Genomic DNA, 23693 nt, shown 5'->3' with positions numbered 1-23693 from the left:
GACCCCGACTCCGGGCGAGCTCCCCAGCCAACCAGCGGGAGAGGCCAACCGAAACAACAAATCTCAAGTCTCTACGGTTTCAGGGGATTGCCGGAGTCGTGGATCCGGGTCCAACGAATCGGCGTGTCGGCAACCGCGGTAGTGGGCCGGGGTGCTTGGGGGTGGGTGGTTGATAGGTGGGGGCTATCAGGTCATAGGCAGGAATGCTTTGACCGGGGTGGTGGGGGCGGCGGAATATTGTATACATGGTTAGCGAGGTTGTGGCCGGTGCTTTCGTCCCGGGGCCTGGGCGTGCGGTGCGGGTGCGTGAGATTGCCACTGAGTTGCGGGGGCTTCGTGGGGCGTTGATGCCGGTTTTGCACGCGGTGCAGGAGGAACTGGGGTACGTCGCTCAGGATGATGTGGCTGTGATTGCGGACGTGCTCAACCTGTCCGTGGCTGAGGTGCATGGAGTGGTCACGTTCTACAAGGACTTCCGGCGTACGGCGGGTGGGCGGACGACTGTGGGGATCTGTCAGGCCGAGGCTTGCCGGTCGGTGGGGGCTGTTGAGCTGGCTGAGCACGCGAAGCGTGTGACCGGGTGCGGGTTTGGCGAGACGACGTACGACGGGCGGATCACGCTCGACGAGATCTTCTGCTTCGGGAACTGCGCACTGGGGCCGGCGGTGCAGGTCGGGGAGAAGTTGCACGGGCGGGTCACGGCGGCACGGCTCGACGCCTTGCTTGGGGAGGCTCGATGAAGGTCTATGTGCCTAGGGACTCCGCGGCGCGGTCGGTCGGTGCGGATGAGGTCGCGGAACGGATTGCTGCGGTCCGGGGTGAAGTGGAGATCGTCCGCACCGGTTCGCGTGGCATGTTGTGGCTTGAGCCTCTGGTCGAGGTGGAGACACCCGAAGGCCGCGTCGGTTACGGACCGGTGGCTCCGGAGGACGTCGATGGGTTGATCGCGGCCGGAATGCTGCAAGGTACGGGCGCGCACCTGGGGCTGGTGGAGGAGTTGCCGTGGATGAAACGGCAGCAGCGGTTGACGTTTGGGCGGGTCGGAGTGATCGATCCACTGTCCGCCGAGGACTACACGTCGTACGGCGGGAATACGGGCCTGAGGCAAGCACTTGCCATGGCCCCGGCCGAGGTGGTCGAGACCGTGGTCGACTCGGGGCTGCGCGGGCGAGGCGGTGCCGGGTTTCCGACCGGGATCAAGTGGCGGACCGTGCTCGGTGCGCAGGCGGATCTGAAGTTCGTTTGCTGTAACGCGGATGAGGGCGACTCGGGTACATTCGCGGACCGGATGCTGATCGAGGGCGATCCGTTCACGCTGATCGAGGGCATGACGATCGCGGCGTACGCCGTGGGGGCGTCGGAAGGGTATGTCTACCTGCGCTCGGAGTACCCGGATGCGGTCGCGACCTTGAAGGCCGCGATCGAGATCGCGCGGGCGAAGGGCTGGTTGGGGCCGGACATCCTTGGCTCAGGGTTCGGCTTCGACCTGCATGTCCGGGTCGGCGCGGGTGCGTACATCTGTGGTGAAGAGACCTCGATGCTGGAGAGTCTCGAAGGCAAACGCGGGATGGTACGCGCGAAGCCGCCGATCCCCGCTCTGGAAGGGCTCTTCGGCCGCCCGACCGTGGTCAACAACGTGTTGTCCTTGGCGACAGTCCCGACGATCCTTGCCAATGGCGCCAAAGCGTACGCCGCGTACGGGACCGGAAGATCGCTCGGTACGAGCGTCTTTCAGCTGGGCGGGAACGTCGCCCGCGGCGGCATCGTCGAGACCGCCTTCGGCATCACGCTCGGCGAACTGGTGAACGACTTCGGCGGCGGTACGTCGTCCGGACGGCCGGTGCGGGCGGTCCAGGTGGGTGGGCCACTGGGGGCTTACCTGCCGGTCGAGCAATTCGATTTGCCGATGGATTACGAGGCGTTCGCGGCGGCCGGCGCGATGGTCGGGCACGGCGGGATCGTGGTGTTCGACGAGACCGTCGACATGGCGTCGATGGCCCGGTTCACGTTCGAGTTCTGCGCGGCCGAGTCGTGCGGCAAGTGCACCCCGTGCCGGGTCGGCGCGGTCCGCGGCGTCGAGACCATCGACCGGATCGTGGCCGGCGAGGACCGCCAGAAGAACCTTGTTCTCCTCGACGACCTGTGCGATCTCATGACCGACGGCTCCCTCTGCGCGATGGGCGGCCTCACCCCGATGCCAGTCCAAAGCGCCGTCCGCCACTTCGGAGAGGACTTCAACGCATGAACGAGCGAAGCGAGTTCATCATTCAATACAGCCCCCTAAGTGCCTCATCGGCGCCCGGAGCGAAGCGAGGACGCCGATGAGCTTGCTCAAGGAACCCGACTTCGGTACGCCGGCCCGCGCGGGCGAGGCCACCATCGAGCTGATCGTCGACGGGGTCGCGGTGAAGGTCCCACCAGCTACGTCGGTGATGCGGGCGGCGAAGCAGGCCGGGGTCGACGTACCGAAGTTGTGCGCGACCGACAACCTGGAGGCATTCGGGTCGTGCCGGTTGTGCGTGGTCGAGATCGACGGCGTGCGCGGTACGCCGGCCTCCTGTACGACGCCCGTCGCGGACGGCATGGTGGTCCGGACGCAGAACGAGCGGCTCGGCAAACTCCGTCGCGGCGTCATGGAGCTGTACATCTCCGACCACCCCCTGGACTGCCTGACGTGCTCGGCCAATGGTGACTGTGAACTGCAGGACATGGCCGGTGTCACCGGACTCCGCGAAGTACGGTACGGATCCGGCGTCGAGGCGGGCGCGAACCACATGGATCTGCCGACCGACAGCTCCAACCCGTACTTCGACTTCGAGGCGTCCAAGTGCATCGCGTGTTCGCGGTGCGTCCGCGCGTGTGACGAAGTACAAGGGACGCTGGCGCTGACGATCGAGGGGCGTGGCTTTGATTCGAAGGTCGCCGCGGGTGCCGGGGTGTCGTTCTTCGACTCCGACTGCGTGTCGTGTGGCGCGTGCGTCCAGGCCTGCCCGACCGCGACGCTGCAGGAGAAGTCGGTGGTCGAGCTGGGCATGCCTACGCGATCGGTCGTGACCACGTGCGCGTACTGCGGTGTCGGGTGCTCGTTCAAGGCCGAGCTCCGCGGTGACGAGCTGGTCCGGATGGTGCCGTACAAGAACGGCGGCGCGAACGAGGGCCACTCGTGTGTGAAGGGCCGCTTCGCCTTCGGGTACGCGAGCCACCCGGACCGCGTGCTCGAACCGATGGTGCGGGACACGATCGAGGACGAGTGGCGGACGGTGTCCTGGGACGAGGCGATCTCGTTCACGGCTCGCCGGTTGCGCGAGATCCAGGCGTCGTACGGCCAGGGGTCCATCGGCGCGATCACCTCGTCGCGGACCACCAACGAAGAGGTGTACGCCGTTCAGAAGATGGTGCGCGCGGTCTTCGGCAACAACAACGTGGACACGTGTGCACGGGTCTGCCACTCGCCGACGGGCTACGGGCTCAAGCAGACGTTCGGTGAATCGGCCGGCACGCAGGACTTCAAGTCGGTCGACGAGGCCGATGTGATCCTGGTGATCGGCGCGAACCCGACCGACGCGCACCCGGTCTTCGCATCCCGGATGAAGAAGCGGCTCCGGCAGGGCGCCCAGCTGATCGTGATCGACCCGCGCACGATCGACCTGGTCCGCTCGCCGCACATCGAGGCCGCTCATCACCTGCGGCTCGCACCCGGGACGAACGTCGCGATCATCAACGCGATTGCCCACGTCGTGGTCACCGAAGGCCTTGTCGATCGTCCTTTTGTCGACAATAGGTGTGAGGACTTCGAGTCGTGGGAGGCGTTCATCGCGCGACCCGAGCACAGTCCCGAAGCGGTCGCCGAGCTCAGCGGCGTACCGGCCGAGGAGATCCGCGCGGCCGCCCGGCTGTACGCGACCGGCGGGAACGCAGCGATCTACTACGGTCTCGGCGTCACCGAGCACAGCCAGGGCTCGACGATGGTGATGGGCATGGCCAACCTCGCGATGGCCACTGGCAACATCGGCCGCCGCGGTGTCGGCGTGAACCCCCTGCGTGGGCAGAACAACGTGCAGGGCTCGTGCGACATGGGCTCGTTCCCGCACGAACTGCCCGGCTACCGGCACGTGTCCGACGACGGCGTCCGCGAGGTCTACGAGAAGCTCTGGGGTACGCCGCTACTGAACGAACCGGGACTGCGAATCCCCAACATGTTCGACGCGGCGATCGACGGATCGTTCAAGGCGTTGTTCGTACAGGGTGAGGACATCGCACAGTCGGATCCGAACACGCAGCATGTCTTCGCGGCACTCGGTGCTCTCGACCTGCTCGTCGTACAGGACCTGTTCATCAACGAGACGGCGAAGTTCGCGCACGTGTTGTTGCCGGGGACATCGTTCCTGGAGAAGGACGGTACGTTCACGAACGCCGAGCGGCGGATCAACCGGGTCCGGCCGATCATGGCGCCGAAGACCGGCAAGCAGGAGTGGGAGATCATCTGCGAGATCGCCCAGGCGATGGGCTACCCGATGCACTACGACTCGGCCGCGCAGATCATGGACGAGATCGCGGTCACCACGCCGACGTTCATGGGTGTCTCGTTCGATCGGCTGGACGAGGCCGGGTCGATCCAGTGGCCGTGCAACCTCGAGCACCCCGACGGCACGCCGATCATGCACGAGGACGAGTTCACCCGGGGTAAGGGGCGGTTCATGGAGACCGTGTACGTGCCGACGTCGGAGCGGTCGACGCGGAAGTTCCCGCTGATCCTCACCACCGGGCGGATCCTCTCGCAGTACAACGTGGGTGCGCAGACCCGGCGTACGGCGAATGTCGCGTGGCATCCCGAAGACATTCTCGAGATCCACCCGCACGACGCCGAGGTACGCGGGATCGAGGACGGTGACACGGTCGCGCTGTCGAGCCGGGTCGGGCGGACGACGCTGCGGGCGAAGCTGTCCGGGCGGATGCCGGTCGGGGTCTGCTACACGACCTTCCACCACCCGGTCACCGGGGCGAACGTGATCACGACCGACAACTCCGACTGGGCGACGAACTGCCCGGAGTACAAGGTGACCGCGGTGCAGGTCGACCTGCTCCCCGACTCGGTCGCGACCGCTGCGGAACGCGAACCAGTTATCGCTGGTGGTAGCCGATGAGCGGGGCTACGATCCCGCCGTACGTGCGGCTGGCGAACGAGATCGCGGCCCAGTTCGCACACCGGCCCCCGACCGAAGCCGCCACCGCGATCGCCACCCACCTGAAGGCGGTCTGGGACCCCCGCATGAAGAAGGCCCTGATAGCCCACGTAGAAGCCGGCGCCGAAGACCTCGACCCCGTGGCCGCCCTGGCAGCCCAACAACTGGCAGCCGCCCAGTGAGCCAGCCAACGCCCGACGGCGAAGGCGCCGGAGGCCGGCGGCAGGTGGAGGCCGGCCTGGCCCGAAAGCCTTCCGAGGGCCTCGGCCTTCGGGCGCGGCGGGACGCTCTGCCGTGGGATGTGGCTCGGGAACTGGCGCATGCCGCAGGGCGGCCGGGGCGGGTGGTTTCTCGGGGGTTGGGTGAGGCTGAGGGGGGTGTGCTGGCCACTCCGTTGGTTTCGGTGGGGAATGTGCCGCCGGTGGATCGGGCGGCTATGGATGGGTACGCCGTTTGTGGTGCGGGACCGTGGCAGGTGGTTGGTCGCATTGGGGTGAGCTGTGCGGCGGGTGTGGTGCTGGCGGATGGTGAGGCGTGCGGGATTGTCACAGGGGCCGCGGTGCCGTCGGGTGCCTCGTCGGTGATGCGGTCCGAGGATGCTGTGGTGGTTGGGGATCGGCTGCACGGGCCGGCCGAGGAGGGTCGGCATATCCGGCGAGCGGGTGAGGAATGTGCGGCCGGCGAGCAACTGCTTCCTGCGGGAGTGGTGGTCGACCCCGCGGTGCTTGGGCTGGCTGCCGCGGTAGGGCTCGACCGGCTGACCGTCATCCCGCCACCGCGAATCGCCGCCCTCGTCACCGGCGATGAACTCGTGCACCGCGGACCGTCAGGACCAGGCCGAGTACGGGACGCGATCGGCCCGATGCTGCCCGGCCTGATCCGCCGGGCGGGCGCGCACGGCGCCCCCGTGAACCCCGTGCCGGGAGCGTCAGGTTCCCCCGTGCGGCATTTGCCGGACTCTCGGGACGAGCTGGTCCGCGCTCTGAGCGACACCGAGGCGGATCTGATCCTCGTTTCCGGGTCCTCGGCGGCTGGGCCCGCGGATCACCTGCGGCCGGCGCTGGCGGCGCTGGGAGCCGAGCTGATTGTCGATGGGGTGGCGTGCCGGCCGGGTCACCCGCAGGCGCTGGCGCAGCTTGCCGACGGTCGCCTGGTGCTCGGCCTGCCGGGCAACCCGTTCGCTGCCCTCGTCGCCTTCCTCACGCTCAGCGTCGCCACGATCAGCCGGATGCGCGGCCTCCCCTTGCCCACGCTGACGAGAGCCCCCGTCCCGGGCGGACTCGCCTGCCACCCGACCAGCACCCGCCTCGTCCCCGTCCGCCTCACCCCACAAGGCGCCGTTCCGGTGGGCCACGGTGGTTCCGCCATGCTCCGCGGCGCCGCGGCCGCCGACGCGCTCGCAGTCGTCGACCCCGGCCCGTCCGAAGCGATCGCGGCTCGCCTGCTCCCCCTCGACCCCGGAGCCCGGCCATGGACCGTCTAACCGCCCGCCTGCTCCCCCTCGACCCCGGAGCCCGGCCATGGACCGTCTAACCGCCCGCCTGCTCCCCCTCGACCCCGGAGCCCGCCCGTGGGCCGGCTGATCGCCCGCCGCCCGGTCGTCCGCATCACCCCGACCGGCGACCGCTCCCGCCCGGACTCGATCGCGGTCGAGGAACCACTCGAGCTCCGCGTCGACGGCAAAGCGCTCGCCGTCACCATGCGCACTCCAGGCCACGACGTCGAGCTCGCGCACGGGTTCCTGCACACCGAGGGCGTGATCGGCAGCGTCGACGACATCCGCGACGCCCGGTACTGCGACTCCCGCGACGACGAGGGCCGCAACACCTACAACGTCCTCGATCTCGGCCTCGCCCCCGGCGTCCCAGCACCCGTCACGGGCGTCGAGCGCAACTTCTACACGACCTCGTCCTGCGGTGTCTGCGGCAAGGCTTCACTGGACGCAGTACGAACGAAAACCCGCTTCTCCCCGGCCGACGACGACGTCCAGGTCCGGTACGACGTACTCGCGGGCCTCCCGGACGCACTCCGGACCAGGCAGCAGGTGTTCGACCGTACCGGCGGACTGCACGCGGCCGGCCTGTTCACCTCGGAGGGCGACCTCCTCGTCGTCCGCGAGGATGTCGGCCGGCACAACGCCGTCGACAAGGTCGTCGGCTGGGCTCTGCTGAACGACCACATCCCGGCCCGCGGCCTGATCCTCATCGTCTCCGGCCGTACCTCGTTCGAGCTGGCCCAGAAGGCCGTCATGGCCGGCATCCCCGTCCTTGGCGCCGTCTCCGCGCCCAGCTCGCTGGCCATCGACCTCGCCGCCGAATCCGGCCTGACCCTGGCCGGGTTCATCCGCAACGGCAGCATGAACCTCTACAGCCGCCCCGACCGCATCACCACACCGGCGTTGCAAGGCCGGCAGGAAGGTCACGCCGTGCAGCCGCCGTTGTGACCGGTAGCTGTTGCCCATCCACAGCGAAATGTCGAGGTGCGGGAATCGGTGCCGACGTGACTTGCATGGATGACTACGGAGTGACCGGTGCTACCACCGGAGCAGAGGTGTTGCTGACGCTGCCGGTCGAGACCGTCTGGACGGGGATCACGGCCATCGACCGGTACGGCGAGTGGAGCCCGGAGTGCTACTACGGCGCCTGGCTGGATGGCGCGGACGCGGTGGTCGCAGGCGCGCGGTTCGAGGCGCGGAATCGGTTCCGGGACGGGCTGGAGACCTACGTGTCCTGCGTGGTGACGGTTGCCGATGAGCCCTGGCGGTTCGGCTGGGATGTGTACGGCGATGAGGAGGTGCCGTTCGCACACTGGGAGTACCAGCTCGAGGCGCAGGGCGCGACCACTCTGGTGAAGCAGAGATTCACCCACGGGCCTGGAGACAGCGGGATGCGGGAAGGCGTTCGGCTGCATTCGGACCGGGCTGCCGAGATGATCCAGGGACGCCTCGACCAATTGTCCGCCAACATGCGCACGACTCTGCTGGCCATGCAGACGACGCTCGGCGGCTAGGAGGCTTCGCTGGCCTTCGTGGTGGACGGGGCCACCCACAGGGAGTCGGCGGTGCCTTCGGCCACGTGCTCTTCGTAGATGGTGACCTTGTAGGTGATGACGTTCAGGCACTCGTTGAGTTCATGGATCTGGGCCGCGACATACTCCTGGTGGCCGCGCAGCAGGGCCAGACGCTCCTGCTCGTTGCCAGGACCCTGCCGGACGAGTTCGGTGTACTTGCGGATCGTGTCCAGCGGCATCCCCGACGAGCGGAACTTGATGCACATGTCCAGCCAGTCGACATCGTCCTCGGTGTAGACGCGCCGGCCGTTCGACTCCCGCCGTACGGCGTCTGCCAGCAAACCCTCACGCTCGTAGAACCGCAAGGCGTGCACGCTCAGCCCGGTCCGCTCCGCCACCTGCCCGATACTCAGTCCAGCGTCCATACGCGGCACCCTAACCCCGCAACCAGCTCTCAGAGCAGTGGTTTCAGGGCGGTGAGCGCCTGATGGACGTCGGCGAGGGTCGTGTAGATGTGGAACGACGCGCGCAGCTTTCCGTCCCGGACGGCCGCGCGGATCCCGGCTGCCTCGAACGCCTCTTTCGCGCCCGGCAGCGACGTACTGACGATCGCGGAATCGCCCGGCGGCAGCCCGAGACCGGCGCGGAACTCGTTCGCCAGGTCCAGGTTGTGCCGTTGGATCGTCTCGACGCCCATCTGCTCGACGAGCTCGAGTGCGGGCGCCGCGCCGACGAAGCTGAACCAGGCCGGCGACTGATCGAACTTGCGCGCGCCGGGAGCGAGTTCCATCCGCGTCCCGTAGTACGAGTCGTGCACCTGAGCACCGGAGTACCACCCGGCGGCCGACGGACGGCAGCGCTCCTGCAACCGCGGCGAGAGATAGCCGATGGTCGCACCGCGTGGCGACATCAACCATTTGTACGTGTGGGCGATCAGCACATCGACGCCGTCCACACCGACCGGCAGCCAGCCCAGCGCCTGGCTGGCGTCGATCACCAGCAGCGCGCCGATCTCCGTGCTGGCGGCAACAACCGCGGCCAGGTCGAGGACAGCGCCCGTGGACGACTGGACCGCACTCACCGCAACCAGGTCGGTGCCCGGCCGGATCGCGGCCACCAGCTCATCCCCCGGTACGGCGACCACCTCGACGCCACGGTCCGCGTGCACCTGCCACGGGAACACGTTCGACGTGAACTCGACGTCGTCGGTCAGTACCTTCGCCCCGTCCGGCAACGCCGCCGCGATGGGCACCAAGGCAGCGGAGACCGTGCTGCCCACGAACACATCGGTGGCGTCCGCACCGACCAGCCGCGCGAACGATTCGCGAGCCCGGGTCGTCGACTCGTCCCACGGCTCCCAGCTCGTCGCGCCGACCCGCCAGTCGGACAGCGCGGCCTGCAGCGCCTCCCAGGCCGGTCGCGGCGGCAACCCGTACGAGGCCGTGTTGAGCCAGCCCGGCTCCGGATCCCAAAGCTCCGCGAAGTCCATTGCCCCACCCTACGTGTCACGCAGATGCGCAAGCAGGGTCGCCAACCGCCGCTGAGCCCGGGCCGTGCGGCTCTTGACCGTGCCGAGCGGGACACCGAGTACTTGCGCGATCTCGGTCTGGGTCAAGTCGTCGTAGTACGCGAGTCGCAGCACCTGGCGCTCCCCCGGCCGTAACCGCTCGAGCGCCGCCTGCACCTGCCCGGCCTGCCAGACCGCCACGATGTTCGGCGCCTCCGTGACCACGGTTTCGGTCGCCGGGTCGAAGGTCAACTGCTGCTGGGTACGCCGTTCCCGCCGATAGATGTCCACCGCCGCCCGGCGCGTGATCGCGTAGAGCCACGGCTTCAGCTCGCGCGCCGGGTCGAACCGGTCGGCCGCCCGCCACGCCTGCACGAAAGCCCGCTGTACGGCGTCCGCCGCGTGCTCACGATTTCCGAGCAGGGTGAGCGCGGTCGCGTCCATCGGCGCGGAGTAGCGCTCGTACAGTTCGTGCATCGCCACCCCGTCGCCGACCCGAAAGCGCTCCCCCAGCGTCTCCTGTTCCATCAAGGTCGTCATGGAATCCCATGCTCGGCGCGGCCACTACCTGCCCACATCGGTGGCGATCACCTATTCGCTGGGCCCACCTACCTATGGGTTGACCTAGACCGGGCTCTAGCTCCTAGCGTTCCGGGCACAACGAACGGAACGCTAGGAGCTGTTACATGCGCTATCGCACGCTGGGTGGGACCGGGATCGAGGTCAGTGCGCACTGTCTCGGCGCGATGATGTTCGGCGCGGTCGGGAACCCCGACCACGAGGACTGTGTCCGGATCATCCACGCCGCCCTCGACCAGGGCATCAACTTCGTCGACACCGCGGACATGTACTCCACCGGCGAGTCCGAGGAGATCGTCGGCAAGGCGCTCAAGGGGCGCCGGGACGACGTGATCCTCGCGACCAAGGTGCACTTCCCGTTGCACGACGACAGCCGCAACCGCAGCGGGAACTCCCGGCGGTGGATCACCCGCGCGGTCGAGGACAGCCTGCGCCGGCTCGACACCGACTGGATCGATCTCTACCAGGTGCACCGGCCTGATGACACGACGGACATCGAGGAGACGCTCTGGGTGCTGACCGACCTGGTCAGCGCTGGGAAGATCCGTGCGTTCGGGTGCTCGACGTTCCCGGCCGAGGACATCGTGGAGGCGTACCACGTGTCCGAACGGCGTGGGTACGGACGTTTCCGCACCGAGCAACCGCCGTACTCGATGATCGGTCGCGGGGTCGAGCGTTCGCTGCTGCCGACGTGCCAGCGGCTGTGGATGGGGGTGCTCACCTGGAGCCCGCTCGCGTTCGGATTCCTGTCCGGCAAGATCCGCAAGGATCAGCCGGTCGACCTCACCTCCGGCCGGGCCGCCATCGCACCGCACCGCTTCGACCCGTCGCTGCCCGCCAACGCCGCGAAGTACGACGCCGTCGAGCGTCTGATCGAGGTTGCCGAGGGCGTCGGGGTGTCACTCCCGGAACTGGCGATGGCCTTCGTCACCACGCATCCGGCGGTCACGTCGGTGATCAGCGGACCCCGCACGATGGAACAACTCGACGGCCTCCTCAAGGGCGCCGACCTCACCCTGGACGACTCGACCCTCGACCAGATCGACGAGATCGTCCCCCCAGGCACCGACCTCTGGGACACCGACGCCGCCTGGCGACCCCCGTCCCTCACCAATCCCACCACCCGCCGCCGCCCGATCCCCGACCGCTGACGAACTTCCCGTCGGACCAGGGCGTCTCACAAGATGCCCTGGTCCGCAACAGACGGTAGTTAGTTTTTGACAGAGCCCGGCTGGGCACCGGGAGATCGTCAACCGAAGAAAGAAGTGAGAGCGATGACACCCCTGCCTCTGTCCATCCGCAACGCAGAGGAGCCCTGGACCGCCCGAGAAGTCAGTACGTTGAAGCAGCTCGCCGCGGCGAATCTCTCGCCGTCGCTGATCGGCCTCCGCCTCGGCCGCCCCGAGCCGGCCATCCTGAGCAAGGCCGTCCAGGCAGGTATCACGCTCACCCCGCTCAACCGCCCGCCGTACGGCGTGTGACGCCGACATTCTGACGCCGGGACGGCGCCGTCGTACCGTGGAGTGCAAACACGTCCCAGGGAGGGTGTCATGACTGTCCGCAGACCCGGTAGATGGGATCCCGGCGAAGAGCCGTCCCCGGTGATCGACGAGACGCTGCAGGAGGAAGGCCTCGAGCTGACCAACTACGACGGCGAGATCCCCGACCACCCCGGTGGCAAATCCCTCGGACCGCAGCCCAACCCACCCCGGCGCCCGCCCCACAAGGCACCCCCGGAGGAACCGGCGGAGGAGCCGGCGGACAGCTGACCGGAGCGACCCTCCAGCGGCGAGCGAGCGCGCGGCCGACGGCGACAGCCGGCCGCGTGCACTACCGTGTGTGCTCATGACCTTGGGGGTGATGTCGTGGCGGTGACGATGCGGGACGTGGCCCAGCATGCCGGGGTGTCGCCGAAGACCGTCTCCAACGTGATGAACGGGTATCCGTACATCCGCGAGGAGACCCGGACCAAGGTGCTCGCCTCGATCGACGCCCTCGGCTACCAGATGAACATCTCGGCCCGGAACCTGAAGTCCGGCCGGACCGGCATCATCGCGCTCGCCGTCCCCGAGCTGAGCAACCCGTACTTCGCCGAGCTCGCCGATGCGGCGATCGCGGCCGCCGGCGAGCACGGACTGACGGTGATGATCGAGACCACCGGCGCCGACCGCGACCGAGAGCTGACCGCGCTGGCCCGGCCGCGCGGCCACCTGGTCGACGGCCTGCTGTACAGCCCGCTCGGCCTCGGCCCCGAGGACGTCGAGCAGCTGCGAACGCCGACGCCGATGGTGCTGCTCGGCGAGCGGATCTTCCACGGCCCGGTCGACCACGTGATGATCGACAACGTCGAGGGCACCAAGGCCGTCGTCCGGCACCTGCTCGACCAGGGCCGGCGCAAGATCGCGGTGATCGGCATCCGCCCCGGCGAACAGGTCGGCACCGCGGCCATCCGGTACGGCGCCTACGCCGAGACACTCGCGGAGTACGGCGTACCCGTACCGGCGGATCTGGCCGTGTCCGGAGGGAAGTGGCACCGGTCGAGTGGAGCGGACGCGATGGAGGTGCTGCTCGCGACCGGCCAGAAGTTCGACGCGGTCCTCGCCCTCAACGACACGCTGGCGCTCGGCGCGGTCCGGGCCCTCGCCGCGCACGGGCTCCGGATCCCGGACGACGTCGCGGTGGCCGGCTTCGACAACATCGACGAGGCCAGCTACAGCAGCCCGACCCTGACCACGGTCGATCCGAACCGTGTCGACATCGCCCGGACCGCGGTCGACCTGTTGGTCCGGCGGATGGCCGGGGACGACTCTGAGCACGTGGAGATCGTCGCGCCGTACAAGCTGCACACCCGTGAATCCACGCTCGGCACGGACTGATCAAACCCTGAACTATTGACGCTTCCCGGCCTCTCGGGCATCCTCTCTACACCGATGTAGTACACCGATGTAGAAGTCCCTGTCCCCACCCCCGCCTGGAGGACACGCAGATGCTTGACGACTCCCCTCCGCCCTTCCGCCCACGGCGTCGAGCAGTACTTGGTGGCATGCTCGGCGCCCTCGCGCTCACCGGTTGCGGCACCCTCGGCAGCAGACCCAGGGTCCGGGAATGGAATCTGTTCGGCGGCGGTGACGGTGCCCGCCTGCTGCAGATCCACCAGCAGTACGTCGCCGAACACCCCGGCGTACGGTTCGAGGCGACCACGCTCGCCTGGGGCCCGCCGTTCTACACCAAGCTCGCGATGTCGGCGGCCGGCGGCCGGGCGCCCGAGGTCGCGACCATGCACATGTCGCGGCTGAAGGGATTCAGCCCGACGACGATGCTCGACCCGATCCCGGTCGACCTGCTGAGTGCCGCCGGGGTGCACCAGTCCGACTTCCTCCCGGCGACCTGGGACCGCTGTGTGATCGACGGCAAGCTGTACGCCGTTCCGCTCGACCAGCACCCGTTCGTCCTCTACTACAACACCGAGATCTGCAAGAAGGCCGGGCTGCTCGGACCAGACGGCAAGATCAAGGCCGTCAAGGGCGTGAACGAGTTCCTCGACATGCTCCGGGCGGTCAAGGAGACCACCGGCAAGTACGCCGTCTCCGTCGACACCACCAGCCCGTGGCGGCTGTGGTACACGCTGTACGGCCAGCTCGATGGCGGATTCTTCAGCGAAGACGGCAAGCAGTTGGTGATCGATGACGCCAAGGCCCTCGAGGCCCTGGACCTGATCGCGAAGCTCGCCGCCGAAGGGCTCACGCCGCGGTCCGCGAACTACCCGGCCCTGGTCGCCCAGTTCACCAACGGCGAGGCCGGGATGAGTTTCAACGGCGAGTGGGAGGTCACGACGTACCAGACCGCCAAGATGCCGTTCAGCATGGCGCCGTTCCCGGTCGTGTACGACGTACCGAAGTTCCAGGGGGACTCGCACACCTTCGTGCTGCCGCACCAGGCCCACCGCAACGCCGACGACACGAAGGCGACGATCGAGTACATCGCCTGGATGCTGAAGCACAGCGTCGAGTGGGCGGCCGGCGGCCACATCCCGGCGTACCAGCCGGTGGTGAAGAGCACGGAGTACCTGGATCTCAAGCCGCAGGCGGAGTACCGCAGCGTCGCCCCGAACGTGCTGTACGACCCGGACGCCTGGTTCAGCGGTTCGGGAGCCCAGCTGGAGAACGAGTCCGCGGCCGCCTTCAGCGGGATCGCGACCGGTCAGGCTACCCCGAAGGCCGCGCTCGCCCAGTTCAAGGCGGCCACCCAAAAGCTGCTCGACACCCCGTCCCCGGTCTGAAAGGAGGCCCATCATGGCTCTACTGATGCCACGCCTCCGGCGCGGCGGGTCATGGGGCTGTGGCTCCCAGCCTTCCCTCGTCACTCCAGTCGCTGCGCTCCCTCCGTTCCTCAGTCCAGGCCGGGAGGCCCCATGACCGTGCAGACACCACCTCGTGCCGTCAGCAGCACCCGACCGGCCGCGGCGAAGCCGGCTGCGGGCCGGCCGTGGCAGGAGCGTTGGAGCGGGCTGTTCTTCGTGGCGCCGTTCCTGCTGCTGTTCGCGGTCTTCCTGCTCTGGCCGATCGTCTCCGGGCTGTGGAACAGCTTCTTCAACACCAGTCTGGCCGGGGTGAAACACCAGTTCCTCGGCCTGGAGAACTGGCGGGAGATGGTCGGCGACCCGGCCGTCTGGTCGTCGCTGAAGAACACCTTCGTCTTCACCGCGATGAGTACGCCGCCGCTGGTGATCATCGCGCTCCTGATGGCCCTGCTCGCCAACCGCAAGGGCCTGCTCGGCTGGCTGCTGCGGTTCTCGTACTTCGCTCCGTTCGTCCTCCCGGCCACCGTCGTGACGCTGATCTGGGTGTGGATCTTCCAGCCCGGCTTCGGACTGGTGAACGGGCTGCTGACGGCCGGCGGGTTCGCCGAGATCGACTGGCTGAACACCGAGAACCGGGCCATGCTCGCGATCGTGATCACCACGGTCTGGTGGACCGTGGGGTTCAACTTCCTGCTCTATCTGGCCGCTCTGCAAGGGATTCCGGCCCAGGTGTACGAGGCGGCCGCGATCGACGGCGCCAACGGACGGCAGCAGCTGTTCCGGATCACGCTGCCACTGCTGAGCCGGACCACCGGGCTGATCGTCGTACTGCAACTGGTGGCGTCGCTGAAGATCTTCGACCAGGTCTACCTGATGACCGACGGCGGGCCGAACTTCGCGACCCGGCCGATCATCCAGTACATCTACGAGAACGGCTTCACCAATTACCGGATCGGCTACGCCTCGGCGATCTCGTACATGTTCTTCGCGGTCATCGTGGTGGTCGCGCTGCTGCAGTTCAAACTGTTCTCCGGCCGTAAGGAGGCCGGCGAATGAGGACGACGTGGACCTTCCCGAAGGTGGCGAGCATCGTCGGGGCAGTGATTCTCGCGGTGGTGTGGCTGGTCCCGCTGCTGTGGGCCCTGGACACCTCGCTCAAGCCGGAGCCGGAGACGACCCGGTCGCCGATCACTTGGTTGCCCAACGCACCGACCGCGGACGCCTACCGCAGCGTCATCGACCAAGGTGACCTGATCCGCTGGTTCCTGAACAGCAGTGTCGTGTCCGTCCTGGTGACCGGCCTGACGCTGCTCGTCTCGGTGCTGGCCGCCTTCGGGTTCTCACGGACCCGGTTCCCCGGCCGGCGGGTGCTGTTCGGGCTGATCATCGCCGGTATCCTGGTCCCGCCCCAGGTGCTGATCGTGCCGCTGTTCCAGGAGATGACCGGGCTCGGCCTGGTCGACACCTACTGGGGCATCGTGTTGCCGCAGGTGGTCGCGCCGGTGATGGTGTTCGTCCTGAAGAAGTTCTTCGACGGCATCTCCCGCGACTACGAGGACGCCGCCCGGGTCGACGGCGCGTCCCGGTGGCGGATCGTCTGGAGCGTGATGGTGCCGATGTCGCGGCCGATCCTCGTTGCCGTCGGCATCTTCACCTTCATCGGGGCCTGGAACAACTTCCTCTGGCCCTTCATCGTGACCACCGACCCGTCGATGATGACGATCCCGGTCGGTCTCGCCAACGTGCAGGGCTCCTACGGCCTGCGCTACGCCCAGATCATGGCATCCGCCGTACTGGGCGGACTTCCCTTGCTGATCGTCTACGCCCTGTTCCAGCGCCATGTGGTCCGCGGTGTCGGCGACGCAGGCATCAAGGGATGATTACACCCATCACGACAGGAGCAACCTGGTGCCCTCTGCCACCCTGACCATCGATCCCGCCTTCACGATCGCGCCCGTCAATCGCCGGACCTTCGGGACCTTCGTCGAGCACATGGGCCGGTGTGTCTACACCGGTATCTACGAGCCCGGCCACGCGACCGCCGACGAGGACGGTTTCCGCAAGGACGTCCTCGAGCTGACCCGGGAGCTCGGCGCCTCCGTGGTCCGCTACCCCGGCGGCAACTTCGTCTCCGGCTACCGCTGGGAGGACGGTGTCGGCCCGCGCGAAGGACGGCCGCGCCGGCTCGACCTCGCCTGGCACAGCATCGAGACGAACGAGTTCGGCCTGGACGAGTTCATCCGCTGGTGTGCCAAGGCCGGCGTCGAGCCGATGATGGCGATCAACCTCGGTACGCGCGGAGTCCAGGAGGCGCTCGACCTCCAGGAGTACTCGAACCACCCAGGCGGTACGGCGTTGTCCGACCTGCGCGAGCAGCACGGCGCATCGCCGTACGGCGTGAAGTTGTGGTGCCTGGGCAACGAGCTGGACGGCCCGTGGCAGGTCGGCCACAAGACACCGACGGAGTACGGACGGCTCGCGGCCGAGACCGCGCGGGCGATGCGGATGATCGAGCCCGACCTGGAACTCGTCGCGTGTGGCTCGTCGTCGTCCGCGATGCCGCTCTTCGGCACCTGGGAACGGGAGGTCCTGCGGGAGACGTACGACTTCGTCGACTACATCTCCTGCCACGCCTACTACGGCAACGACGACGGCGACACGGCGTCGTTCCTGGCCTCGGCGGTGAACATGGACCGCTTCATCGAGTCCGTCGTTGCGACTGCGGACCACGTCGGCGCGGAGCTGAAGAGCCGCAAGAAGATCGGTATCTCCTTCGACGAGTGGAACGTCTGGTACGGCCAACGGTCTCGCCGGACCGACGGACCGCACGACCAGTGGGAGGTCGCGCCGCGGCGGATCGAGGACGAGTACAACGTCACCGATGCCGTTGTCGTCGGCAACCTGCTGATCTCGCTGCTGCGGCACAGCGACCGGGTCGGGGTCGCCTGCCTCGCGCAACTGGCCAACGTGATCGCGCCGATCATGACCGAGCCCGGCGGCCCGGCCTGGCGGCAGCCCACCTTCCACCCGTTCGCGATCACCTCCCGGCTCGCGGGCGGCCAGGTCCTCCAGGTGCAGACGAACTCGCCGACTGTCAGCACCACGAAGCACGGTGAGGTCCCGGCCGTCGACGCGGTCGCGACGTACGCCGAGGGCCGGCTCACGGTCTTCGCCGTCAACCGCTCGACCGAGGGCCCGATCGAGGTCACCATCGACGTCAGCCGGGCCGGCGTCACGACCGTCGACGAAGCCGTCCTCATCCACGACGCGGACCCGCTTGCCACCAACTCGGCCACCCAACCGGACCGCGTCACGCCGCAGCCTCTCGAATCGGCGCAACTCGCCGACGGCAAGCTGACCATTACGCTACCGGCGATCAGCTGGACAGCGCTTTCTCTGTCGACGGACTGATGGTGCTGGGTCAGACTGGGTGGCCGTGAGCACCCAGTCTGACCTTGCCGAGACCACTCGTCTGGAAGCCTTCAGTGACGGCGTCTTCGCGATCGCGATCACCCTCCTGGTCCTCGAACTGCACAACCCCGAGCTCGAGGAGGGGCAACGGCTGTGGCCGGCCTTGCTGCACGAGTGGCCGCAGTTCGCCGCCTATCTGACCAGCTTCGCGATTCTCGGCGTCATGTGGGTCAACCATCACTCGCTGTTCCGCCAGATCCAGCGCGCCGACCGCGGGCTGATGTTCCTGAACCTGTTGCTGTTGCTGTGGGCCACGTTGCTGCCGTTCCCGACCAGTCTGTTCGCCGAGCACCTCAGAGACGACTCGATCAACGCCAGCGTCGCCGCAGCCGTCTACAGCACCAACCTGACCCTGGCCGCGATCGCGTTCAGCCTGATCTGGTGGCACGTCCTGCGCAAGCACCTGGTCGAGCACAACATGACGAACGCGCAGGTCCGGAGGTCGCTGCTCAGGTACTCGATCGGCACCTTGATCTACGCGGCCTGCATCGGGCTGTCCTTCATCTCCGCGCGGGCAACACTGCTGGTCGTCTTCCTGCTGGCGGTGTACTACGGCTTCGAGCAGCTCAGGACACGCGCCTGAACTGCGTGAGGTGGATGCCGGCGGCGATCTCGACCTGGCCGATCTCGGTGTAGCCGCGGGACTTGTAGAGGCTGACCGCCGGCGTGTTCGCCGAGCCGGTGGAGACGACGCTGATCGGCCGCGGTTCCAGCTGGTCGAGGTGGTCGAGCAGGGCGCGTCCGTGGCCGCGACGGGCGTGCGCGGGGTCGACGATCAGGCGGGAGATGTCGACGGTGTCGTTGTCCGGGAGTTCGTAGGCGACCGCGCCGACCAAGGTGTCGCCGGCATACCGGCCGAGCCAATACTCGGTGGACGCCATCAGGCCGGCCAGATCCTCCTGTAGCGGCGGGATCCCGTCGAACCCGATCAGCTCGGCCTCGACGGCGTACGCGGCGTGCTGGATTGTCAACAATCGCTCGGCGAGGGCCTGGTCGGTCAGGTCGAGGGGTCTGATCACGCGCGTCAGGCTACGTCAGGCTGCTCTCCAATAGCCGAGCGCCTTCACCCGGTGCTTCGGTACGGCGAGGTCCTTCACGACGTAGGCCGTGAGCGCCCGGGTGGTCGCGGTGTCGCAGGCGATCCACACGTAGGCGTCCGGGCCGATGAGCTCGGAGAGATCGGCCTTGAGGGTGTCGACCAGCTCGGGACGCGGAACGGTGCGCAGCTCGTGACGCTCGGGGTCGAGGCGGAACGGCAGCGCGTGGTCACCGTCGTGCGTGGTCTCGAACCAGATGGTCGCCGGCAGCTTCGGCGCGACCGCGAGCAGCGAGTTGATCGCCGGCAAACGAGGCCGGGTCGCCGATCACCAGCATCCGCTGCGGCAGCGGATCCGGGACCTCGAACCCGGTCCCCTGCACGGTCGCCTCGATCGTGTCGCCGGCCTGCGCCTTGCGGGACCAGTCGCTGGCGCACCCGTCGTGCAGCGCGAACTCCAGACTGAACGTGGCGGTCTCGACCTCCGGATCGACCAGCGTGTACGCGCGCTGGTGCGGCTTGCCCGCGTTGTCGAACCACAACCGCACCCACATGGTCGGGTGCACCCCGATCGCCGCGAGCAATCCACCGTCGGTGAAGTGCACCCGACGGTAGCGCTCGGTGACCTGTTCGGCGCCCGTCACGGTGAAGGTGAAGTCCTTCGCGCGGAACAGCTTGAGCACCACGCCTTCCCAGCCATGCCCCACTGCGCACCTCCAGCGACAATTGCCCTTGCGACCACGATTCCTGCTTTGTAAGTTAGCGCAGCCTAACCTAACTGAAACGAGGACCCGTTGTGAATGCGAGGGTGTTCCGGGACGCGTACGGCGTTCCGCAGCTGCAGGCCGGAGACCCACTTGCCCTCGTCTATCTCCAAGGCGTCACCACCGCCCGGGACCGGGCCTGGCAGATCGAGCTCGAGCGCCGCCGGTACCTCGGGACGAGTGCGGCGTTCCTCGGTCCGGAAGCCGCCGGCTGGGACGTGTTCGCCCGGCAGGCCCGCCTCGCGGACACAGCTCAGCGCTGTTTCGAGGCGCTCGACGAAGAGACCCGCGAGTGGATCACGGCGTACGTCGAAGGTGTCAACCACGGGCTCCCCGGTGGGGCGGCGCGCGCCCCGGAGTTCGCCGAGACCGGGCTGAAGCTGCAGGAGTGGGAGCCGTGGACGCCGCTCGGGATCTGGCTGGCGATCCACGTCCTGTTCGCGGGGTTCCCGTCGAAGCTATGGCGGACGCATGTCGCCGAGCACCTCGGTGACGAGAACATCGAGTTGTTCAGCTCGGAGGGTCCGCGGACGGCCGGAAGCAATGGGTGGCTGATCCCCGGATCGCACACCGCCTCGGGGCAGCCGATCGTCGCGGGCGATCCCCATCGCTTCATCGAGAGCCCAGGTGTCTACCAGCAGATCCGGCTGACCTGCCCGGAGTACGACGTCCTCGGCCTCGCCGTCCCGGGGGTCCCGGGGATCGCGCACTTCGGCCACACCGGCAAGGTCGCCTGGGCGATCACCAACGCGATGTCCGACTACCAGGACCTGTACGCCGAACAACTCCGCCGGACCGAGTCCGGTGTCGAGGCCCTCGGGCCTGACGGGTGGACGTCCTGCACGAGGCACACCGAGGTGGTCGAGGTGGCCGGCGTGGATCCGATCGAGATCGAGGTGATCGAGACCGATCGCGGCCCGGTGATCATGGACGGTATCAGCCTGCGGTATCCGCCCCGAGTGACTGGCCGGCTGGGTTTCGAGGTGCTACCTAAGTTGCTTCAGGCAACCACTGTCGCCGACGTCGACGCGGCTGCGGAGAGCTGGGTCGAGCCGGTCAACGTGATCCTCGCGGCCGACACCGCGGGCGGACTGCTGCATCGGACCGCCGGACTGGTCCCGCGGCGCCACCCCGACAACCGGCTCCGCGTCGTACCGGCCTGGGAAGCGGACCACCAGTGGGACGGCTGGCACGATCCGATGCCGCGGGCAACCGTCGACGGTCCGGCCGTGATGGCGAACGCGCGCGAGCTGGCGGCGCCACTCGGCGTGGAGTTCGCAGCCCGGCACCGGTCTCATCGGATCCGGGACATGATCGCCACGCGGTCCGACTGGTCGGTCGGCGAGATGCCTGAGATCCACACCGACACCTTCCTCGGATCGGCAGGCTCGATCCTGGATCTCCTGGCCGGCTTGGCGGATCTGTCCCCGGAAGCCGTTGCCCTACGCACCGAGTTTCTCGACTGGGATCGCCGGATGGACGCCGCGAGTACGACGGCGTCGTCGTACGCCGCACTCCGCAAGGCCCTCGTGTCCCGGCTGGCCGATCACTTCACGGTGCTCGAGAACGCCGAGTGCACGGAGCTGTTCGCGCCGTGGATGGACACGCTCACGCATGTCTCGTACGCGGTGGAGAACCTGCTGAGCGCGGACCTCCCGGACATCAACGTGAGCTGGCTGACACGGGAGGCGCTCGAGGAGGTCGCAGGCCGGAAGCCCCGGCCGCCGTGGGGTGAAACCCATCAGCTGGCGCCGCTGCATGCGCTGCGGGGTCCGGTCTTCGCAGCGGACGAGGAGCCGTTCGATCTCGGCCTGTCCGGAGACCACCACTGCGTGATGTCGACGTCGAGCCTGCCCGGTCTGACCGACGTGTGCATCCGTGCCTCCGCCGCCCGCTATGCCTGGGACCTGGCCGATCGGTCCACCAGCGCCTGGATCGTGCCGCTGGGTGCGTCCGGAGTACTCGGGGATGCTCATCACCACGACCAGCTCCCGCTGTGGTTGCGCGGTGCGCTGGCGCCGGTCCAGGGCGAACTCACTCGGGAGGATCGGAGCTTCACCACGAAGGTCGACGGTCTCGGCACGGTTCACCTCGAGGAGTCCGATCCCGAGCGGGACCTCGATCTCATCTACGAGTGGGTGACGGCCGAGCGGGCGACGTTCTGGGGAATGGGTGAGCTGTCCCGGGATGAGGTTGCCGCGACGTACCGGTTCCTGGACTCGGTGCCGACGCACCATGTGTACGTCGTACGACTGGACGACGTACCGGTCGCGCTGTTGCAGACCTACGATCCGCAGGCGGATCCGGCGGGGGCGGCGTACGACGTCGAGGCCGGGGACCTCGGGCTGCACCTACTGATCGCACCCGGGGAGCGCCGGGCTGGCTTCACCGGCCAACTGCTCGGCGCGCTGGCTGAGTTCATCTTCAGCCACCTCGGGCATCCGCGCTTGGTGGTCGAACCGGACATCCGCAACACAGGAGCCATCGACCGCTTCCACCGCACCGGCTTCATCCTCGGCCGGGAAGCCAAGATCACCCACCCGGACGGCACCACGAAAACAGCCCAGTTCGCCTTCCTGACCCGGGAAGCGTTCTACGGCTGAGGGTCAGTTCTTGACGGCGAGGACTGCGGCGATCAGGCGTTGCCAGTCGGTGAGTTCTTCGGGGGCGTCGGGGTTGCGCCAGTTGACCGCGGGCACCAGGCCGGGGTCGACGACGGTGAAGCCGTCGCCGAAGAGCGCGAGGATCTGCTCGTCGGTGCGCCAGCGGCCGCGGCCGAGGGAACCCTGCAGGACCTGCTCCAGTTCCTGGCTGCGCGGGTCGTTCTCGCTGCGGAAGTGGCTGATGAAGACGTAGCTGCCGGAGGGGATCCGGTCGTACCAGAACCGGACCAGGCCGGCCGGGTCCTCGTCGTCGTTGACGTGGTGCAGCGTGGCGCTGAAGACGACCGCGACCGGCTGGTCGAAGTCGATCAGCCGCGCGTCCTCGCTGTCGTAGATCGCCTTCGGGTCGCGCAGGTCGGCCTGGAGGACCGTGGTGTTCTCGTTCTCCGCCAGCAGGGCTCGGCCGTGGGCGAGCACGATCGGGTCGTTGTCGACGTACAGGACCTTCGCCTCGGGCGCGTACCGCTGGGCGACCTGGTGGACGTTGTCCGCGGTCGGCAGACCGCTGCCCAGGTCGACGAACTGCCGGACCGGGGTGCTGGTGATGATCTCGCGGATCGCCCGGACCAGCGCGCCGCGGTTGTCCGGGGCGATCTGCCGGGAGCCGGGCAGGTCGTTGATGAACTTGTCCCCGAAGGCCCGGTCGATGGCGAAGTTGTCCTTGCCGCCGAGCAGGTAGTCGTACGTGCGGGCAATACTCGGCCTGCTCACGTCGAACCCGGGGAACGGTGCGTTCTCCGGGACCTGCTCGTCTGCATCGGCCATCGCGGCGGTCCTTCCGATCCGGTGGTGACAGCAGTCACTCTATGCGACTCCGGAACTACCTCGCTCGGCACCCCGGCCAGTCTTTGCGCACCCTTGTCCTACCGGCCGGTCAGCGGGCATGCCACAACGGCCGTCGGGTTCCGGCACGACGGCCGCTGTGGTACCGGCTGAGTGCGGTGACTTGGTCTGGCGGGCCCTGCCACCGGGTGTCTCAGGTCAGGACGGTCTTGGACTTGTCGCGCTCGCGGGCGGCCGGATGGCGCTCGCGGGGTGCCTCGTGCAACGAGACGTCAGCGGTGCGTGGAGCCGGGCACACGGGGCCGCGGTGAATCGGTCCACCTCCCAGCCGCCGGCTCTTCCACTGCTTCTCTTCGTAGTCGTAGTAAGTGTCGACGCCTCCGACTGTCATCCAGTTC

Annotated in this window: 25 protein-coding genes; 17 read left to right on the top strand and 8 right to left on the bottom strand. The window is 68.0% G+C overall.

The annotated features are described in order from the left end of the window. The first annotated feature begins 245 nt into the window (after positions 1-245). From ACZ3HV_RS30805 to ACZ3HV_RS30775, 7 genes are all read left to right on the top strand, one after another. The gene (locus ACZ3HV_RS30805) at positions 246-740 is read left to right on the top strand and encodes an NAD(P)H-dependent oxidoreductase subunit E (RefSeq protein WP_465689283.1); all 495 of its coding nucleotides are present in this window, start codon (positions 246-248) and stop codon (positions 738-740) included. Then, a complete protein-coding gene (locus ACZ3HV_RS30800) occupies positions 737-2245 on the top strand; it encodes a formate dehydrogenase beta subunit (protein WP_465689281.1) in 1509 nt (502 codons plus the stop codon). The genes ACZ3HV_RS30805 and ACZ3HV_RS30800 overlap by 4 nt, the downstream gene beginning before the upstream one ends. Before the next feature lie 76 nt (positions 2246-2321). Beyond that, a complete protein-coding gene (gene fdhF / locus ACZ3HV_RS30795) occupies positions 2322-5144 on the top strand; it encodes a formate dehydrogenase subunit alpha (RefSeq protein WP_465689279.1) in 2823 nt (940 codons plus the stop codon). Further along, on the top strand, positions 5141-5365 hold the full coding sequence (locus ACZ3HV_RS30790; RefSeq protein WP_465689277.1) for a formate dehydrogenase subunit delta: 225 nt from the start codon (positions 5141-5143) through the stop codon (positions 5363-5365). Before fdhF ends, ACZ3HV_RS30790 begins: the two co-directional genes overlap by 4 nt. Beyond that, on the top strand, positions 5362-6666 hold the full coding sequence (locus tag ACZ3HV_RS30785; RefSeq protein ID WP_465689275.1) for a molybdopterin molybdotransferase MoeA: 1305 nt from the start codon (positions 5362-5364) through the stop codon (positions 6664-6666). Before ACZ3HV_RS30790 ends, ACZ3HV_RS30785 begins: the two co-directional genes overlap by 4 nt. An 87-nt stretch (positions 6667-6753) precedes the next feature. Then, positions 6754-7626: a formate dehydrogenase accessory sulfurtransferase FdhD gene (gene fdhD / locus ACZ3HV_RS30780; protein WP_465689273.1), complete on the top strand. Its 873-nt coding sequence runs from the start codon at positions 6754-6756 to the stop codon at positions 7624-7626. A 65-nt stretch (positions 7627-7691) separates the two neighbouring features. Beyond that, positions 7692-8192, top strand: coding sequence for an SRPBCC family protein (locus ACZ3HV_RS30775; RefSeq protein ID WP_465689271.1), 501 nt, complete (start codon positions 7692-7694; stop codon positions 8190-8192). On the opposite strand, the gene ACZ3HV_RS30770 is transcribed toward ACZ3HV_RS30775, so the two are convergent. From ACZ3HV_RS30770 to ACZ3HV_RS30760, 3 genes are read right to left on the bottom strand one after another with little or no spacing between them, the layout of a single operon-like run. Further along, a complete protein-coding gene (locus ACZ3HV_RS30770) occupies positions 8189-8617 on the bottom strand; it encodes a MerR family transcriptional regulator (protein WP_465689269.1) in 429 nt (142 codons plus the stop codon). The genes ACZ3HV_RS30775 and ACZ3HV_RS30770 overlap by 4 nt on opposite strands. A gap of 29 nt (positions 8618-8646) precedes the next feature. Beyond that, positions 8647-9681 carry an aminotransferase class V-fold PLP-dependent enzyme gene (locus tag ACZ3HV_RS30765; protein ID WP_465689267.1) on the bottom strand — a complete coding sequence of 345 codons (1035 nt, stop codon included), beginning with the start codon at positions 9679-9681 and terminating at the stop codon, positions 8647-8649. Between the two features lie 9 nt (positions 9682-9690). Beyond that, positions 9691-10239: an RNA polymerase sigma factor gene (locus ACZ3HV_RS30760; RefSeq protein ID WP_465689265.1), complete on the bottom strand. Its 549-nt coding sequence runs from the start codon at positions 10237-10239 to the stop codon at positions 9691-9693. A 146-nt stretch (positions 10240-10385) separates the two neighbouring features. Here ACZ3HV_RS30760 and ACZ3HV_RS30755 point away from each other — a divergent pair, with 146 nt between their 5' ends. The 9 genes from ACZ3HV_RS30755 to ACZ3HV_RS30715 all read left to right on the top strand — a co-directional run bounded on the left by ACZ3HV_RS30755 (position 10386) and on the right by ACZ3HV_RS30715 (position 18632). After that, on the top strand, positions 10386-11429 hold the full coding sequence (locus ACZ3HV_RS30755) for an aldo/keto reductase (RefSeq protein ID WP_465689263.1): 1044 nt from the start codon (positions 10386-10388) through the stop codon (positions 11427-11429). A 123-nt stretch (positions 11430-11552) separates the two neighbouring features. After that, entirely contained in the window at positions 11553-11759 is a 207-nt protein-coding gene (locus tag ACZ3HV_RS30750; protein ID WP_465689261.1) for a hypothetical protein, read from the top strand. A 69-nt stretch (positions 11760-11828) separates the two neighbouring features. Then, positions 11829-12047, top strand: coding sequence for a hypothetical protein (locus ACZ3HV_RS30745; RefSeq protein WP_465689259.1), 219 nt, complete (start codon positions 11829-11831; stop codon positions 12045-12047). Between the two features lie 96 nt (positions 12048-12143). Beyond that, positions 12144-13154 (top strand): LacI family DNA-binding transcriptional regulator, encoded by a 1011-nt coding sequence (locus ACZ3HV_RS30740; RefSeq protein WP_465689257.1) that lies wholly within the window; start codon positions 12144-12146, stop codon positions 13152-13154. Between the two features lie 110 nt (positions 13155-13264). Continuing rightward, the gene (locus ACZ3HV_RS30735) at positions 13265-14557 is read left to right on the top strand and encodes an extracellular solute-binding protein (protein ID WP_465689255.1); all 1293 of its coding nucleotides are present in this window, start codon (positions 13265-13267) and stop codon (positions 14555-14557) included. A gap of 132 nt (positions 14558-14689) precedes the next feature. Then, positions 14690-15634 (top strand): carbohydrate ABC transporter permease, encoded by a 945-nt coding sequence (locus tag ACZ3HV_RS30730; protein ID WP_465689253.1) that lies wholly within the window; start codon positions 14690-14692, stop codon positions 15632-15634. After that, on the top strand, positions 15631-16458 hold the full coding sequence (locus tag ACZ3HV_RS30725) for a carbohydrate ABC transporter permease (protein ID WP_360371954.1): 828 nt from the start codon (positions 15631-15633) through the stop codon (positions 16456-16458). The genes ACZ3HV_RS30730 and ACZ3HV_RS30725 overlap by 4 nt, the downstream gene beginning before the upstream one ends. Positions 16459-16486: 28 nt before the next feature. Continuing rightward, complete coding sequence (gene arfA, locus ACZ3HV_RS30720; RefSeq protein ID WP_465689251.1) at positions 16487-17989, top strand: arabinosylfuranosidase ArfA; 1503 nt, start codon at positions 16487-16489, stop codon at positions 17987-17989. 25 nt (positions 17990-18014) lie between these two features. Next, positions 18015-18632 carry a TMEM175 family protein gene (locus ACZ3HV_RS30715; protein WP_465689249.1) on the top strand — a complete coding sequence of 206 codons (618 nt, stop codon included), beginning with the start codon at positions 18015-18017 and terminating at the stop codon, positions 18630-18632. On the opposite strand, the gene ACZ3HV_RS30710 is transcribed toward ACZ3HV_RS30715, so the two are convergent. From ACZ3HV_RS30710 to ACZ3HV_RS30700, 3 genes are read right to left on the bottom strand one after another with little or no spacing between them, the layout of a single operon-like run. After that, positions 18616-19068 carry a GNAT family N-acetyltransferase gene (locus ACZ3HV_RS30710; RefSeq protein WP_465689247.1) on the bottom strand — a complete coding sequence of 151 codons (453 nt, stop codon included), beginning with the start codon at positions 19066-19068 and terminating at the stop codon, positions 18616-18618. The genes ACZ3HV_RS30715 and ACZ3HV_RS30710 overlap by 17 nt on opposite strands. 15 nt (positions 19069-19083) lie before the next feature. Then, positions 19084-19395, bottom strand: coding sequence for an SIP domain-containing protein (locus tag ACZ3HV_RS30705; RefSeq protein WP_465689245.1), 312 nt, complete (start codon positions 19393-19395; stop codon positions 19084-19086). Beyond that, complete coding sequence (locus tag ACZ3HV_RS30700) at positions 19316-19792, bottom strand: siderophore-interacting protein (protein ID WP_465689243.1); 477 nt, start codon at positions 19790-19792, stop codon at positions 19316-19318. Before ACZ3HV_RS30700 ends, ACZ3HV_RS30705 begins: the two co-directional genes overlap by 80 nt. Before the next feature lie 89 nt (positions 19793-19881). Between ACZ3HV_RS30700 and ACZ3HV_RS30695 the strand changes: the two genes are divergently transcribed. Further along, positions 19882-22452: a GNAT family N-acetyltransferase gene (locus ACZ3HV_RS30695; RefSeq protein ID WP_465689241.1), complete on the top strand. Its 2571-nt coding sequence runs from the start codon at positions 19882-19884 to the stop codon at positions 22450-22452. 3 nt (positions 22453-22455) lie between these two features. Here ACZ3HV_RS30695 and ACZ3HV_RS30690 read toward each other — a convergent pair whose 3' ends face one another. Together ACZ3HV_RS30690 and ACZ3HV_RS30685 are read right to left on the bottom strand one after the other, a co-directional pair. Further along, a complete protein-coding gene (locus ACZ3HV_RS30690; protein ID WP_465689239.1) occupies positions 22456-23277 on the bottom strand; it encodes an SAM-dependent methyltransferase in 822 nt (273 codons plus the stop codon). A gap of 211 nt (positions 23278-23488) precedes the next feature. Continuing rightward, positions 23489-23686 (bottom strand): hypothetical protein, encoded by a 198-nt coding sequence (locus ACZ3HV_RS30685; RefSeq protein WP_465689237.1) that lies wholly within the window; start codon positions 23684-23686, stop codon positions 23489-23491. Positions 23687-23693 lie beyond the last annotated feature (7 nt).

The organism is Kribbella sp. NPDC020701, assembly GCF_055562215.1.
This window is presented reverse-complemented; position numbering and strand designations above follow the sequence as displayed.

Excerpts from the sequence above, each read along its gene's own strand:
- ACZ3HV_RS30800 (WP_465689281.1), top strand. The coding sequence starts at position 737 with ATGAAGGTCTATGTGCCTAGGGACTCCGCGGCGCGGTCGGTCGGTGCG.
- ACZ3HV_RS30725 (WP_360371954.1), top strand. The coding sequence starts at position 15,631 with ATGAGGACGACGTGGACCTTCCCGAAGGTGGCGAGCATCGTCGGGGCA.
- ACZ3HV_RS30685 (WP_465689237.1), bottom strand. The coding sequence starts at position 23,686 with ATGACAGTCGGAGGCGTCGACACTTACTACGACTACGAAGAGAAGCAG.
- ACZ3HV_RS30735 (WP_465689255.1), top strand. The coding sequence starts at position 13,265 with ATGCTTGACGACTCCCCTCCGCCCTTCCGCCCACGGCGTCGAGCAGTA.
- fdhF (WP_465689279.1), top strand. The coding sequence starts at position 2,322 with ATGAGCTTGCTCAAGGAACCCGACTTCGGTACGCCGGCCCGCGCGGGC.
- ACZ3HV_RS30790 (WP_465689277.1), top strand. The coding sequence starts at position 5,141 with ATGAGCGGGGCTACGATCCCGCCGTACGTGCGGCTGGCGAACGAGATC.
- ACZ3HV_RS30765 (WP_465689267.1), bottom strand. The coding sequence starts at position 9,681 with ATGGACTTCGCGGAGCTTTGGGATCCGGAGCCGGGCTGGCTCAACACG.
- ACZ3HV_RS30770 (WP_465689269.1), bottom strand. The coding sequence starts at position 8,617 with ATGGACGCTGGACTGAGTATCGGGCAGGTGGCGGAGCGGACCGGGCTG.
- ACZ3HV_RS30755 (WP_465689263.1), top strand. The coding sequence starts at position 10,386 with ATGCGCTATCGCACGCTGGGTGGGACCGGGATCGAGGTCAGTGCGCAC.
- ACZ3HV_RS30775 (WP_465689271.1), top strand. The coding sequence starts at position 7,692 with ATGGATGACTACGGAGTGACCGGTGCTACCACCGGAGCAGAGGTGTTG.
- ACZ3HV_RS30805 (WP_465689283.1), top strand. The coding sequence starts at position 246 with ATGGTTAGCGAGGTTGTGGCCGGTGCTTTCGTCCCGGGGCCTGGGCGT.
- ACZ3HV_RS30745 (WP_465689259.1), top strand. The coding sequence starts at position 11,829 with ATGACTGTCCGCAGACCCGGTAGATGGGATCCCGGCGAAGAGCCGTCC.
- ACZ3HV_RS30690 (WP_465689239.1), bottom strand. The coding sequence starts at position 23,277 with ATGGCCGATGCAGACGAGCAGGTCCCGGAGAACGCACCGTTCCCCGGG.
- ACZ3HV_RS30760 (WP_465689265.1), bottom strand. The coding sequence starts at position 10,239 with ATGACGACCTTGATGGAACAGGAGACGCTGGGGGAGCGCTTTCGGGTC.
- ACZ3HV_RS30730 (WP_465689253.1), top strand. The coding sequence starts at position 14,690 with ATGACCGTGCAGACACCACCTCGTGCCGTCAGCAGCACCCGACCGGCC.
- ACZ3HV_RS30750 (WP_465689261.1), top strand. The coding sequence starts at position 11,553 with ATGACACCCCTGCCTCTGTCCATCCGCAACGCAGAGGAGCCCTGGACC.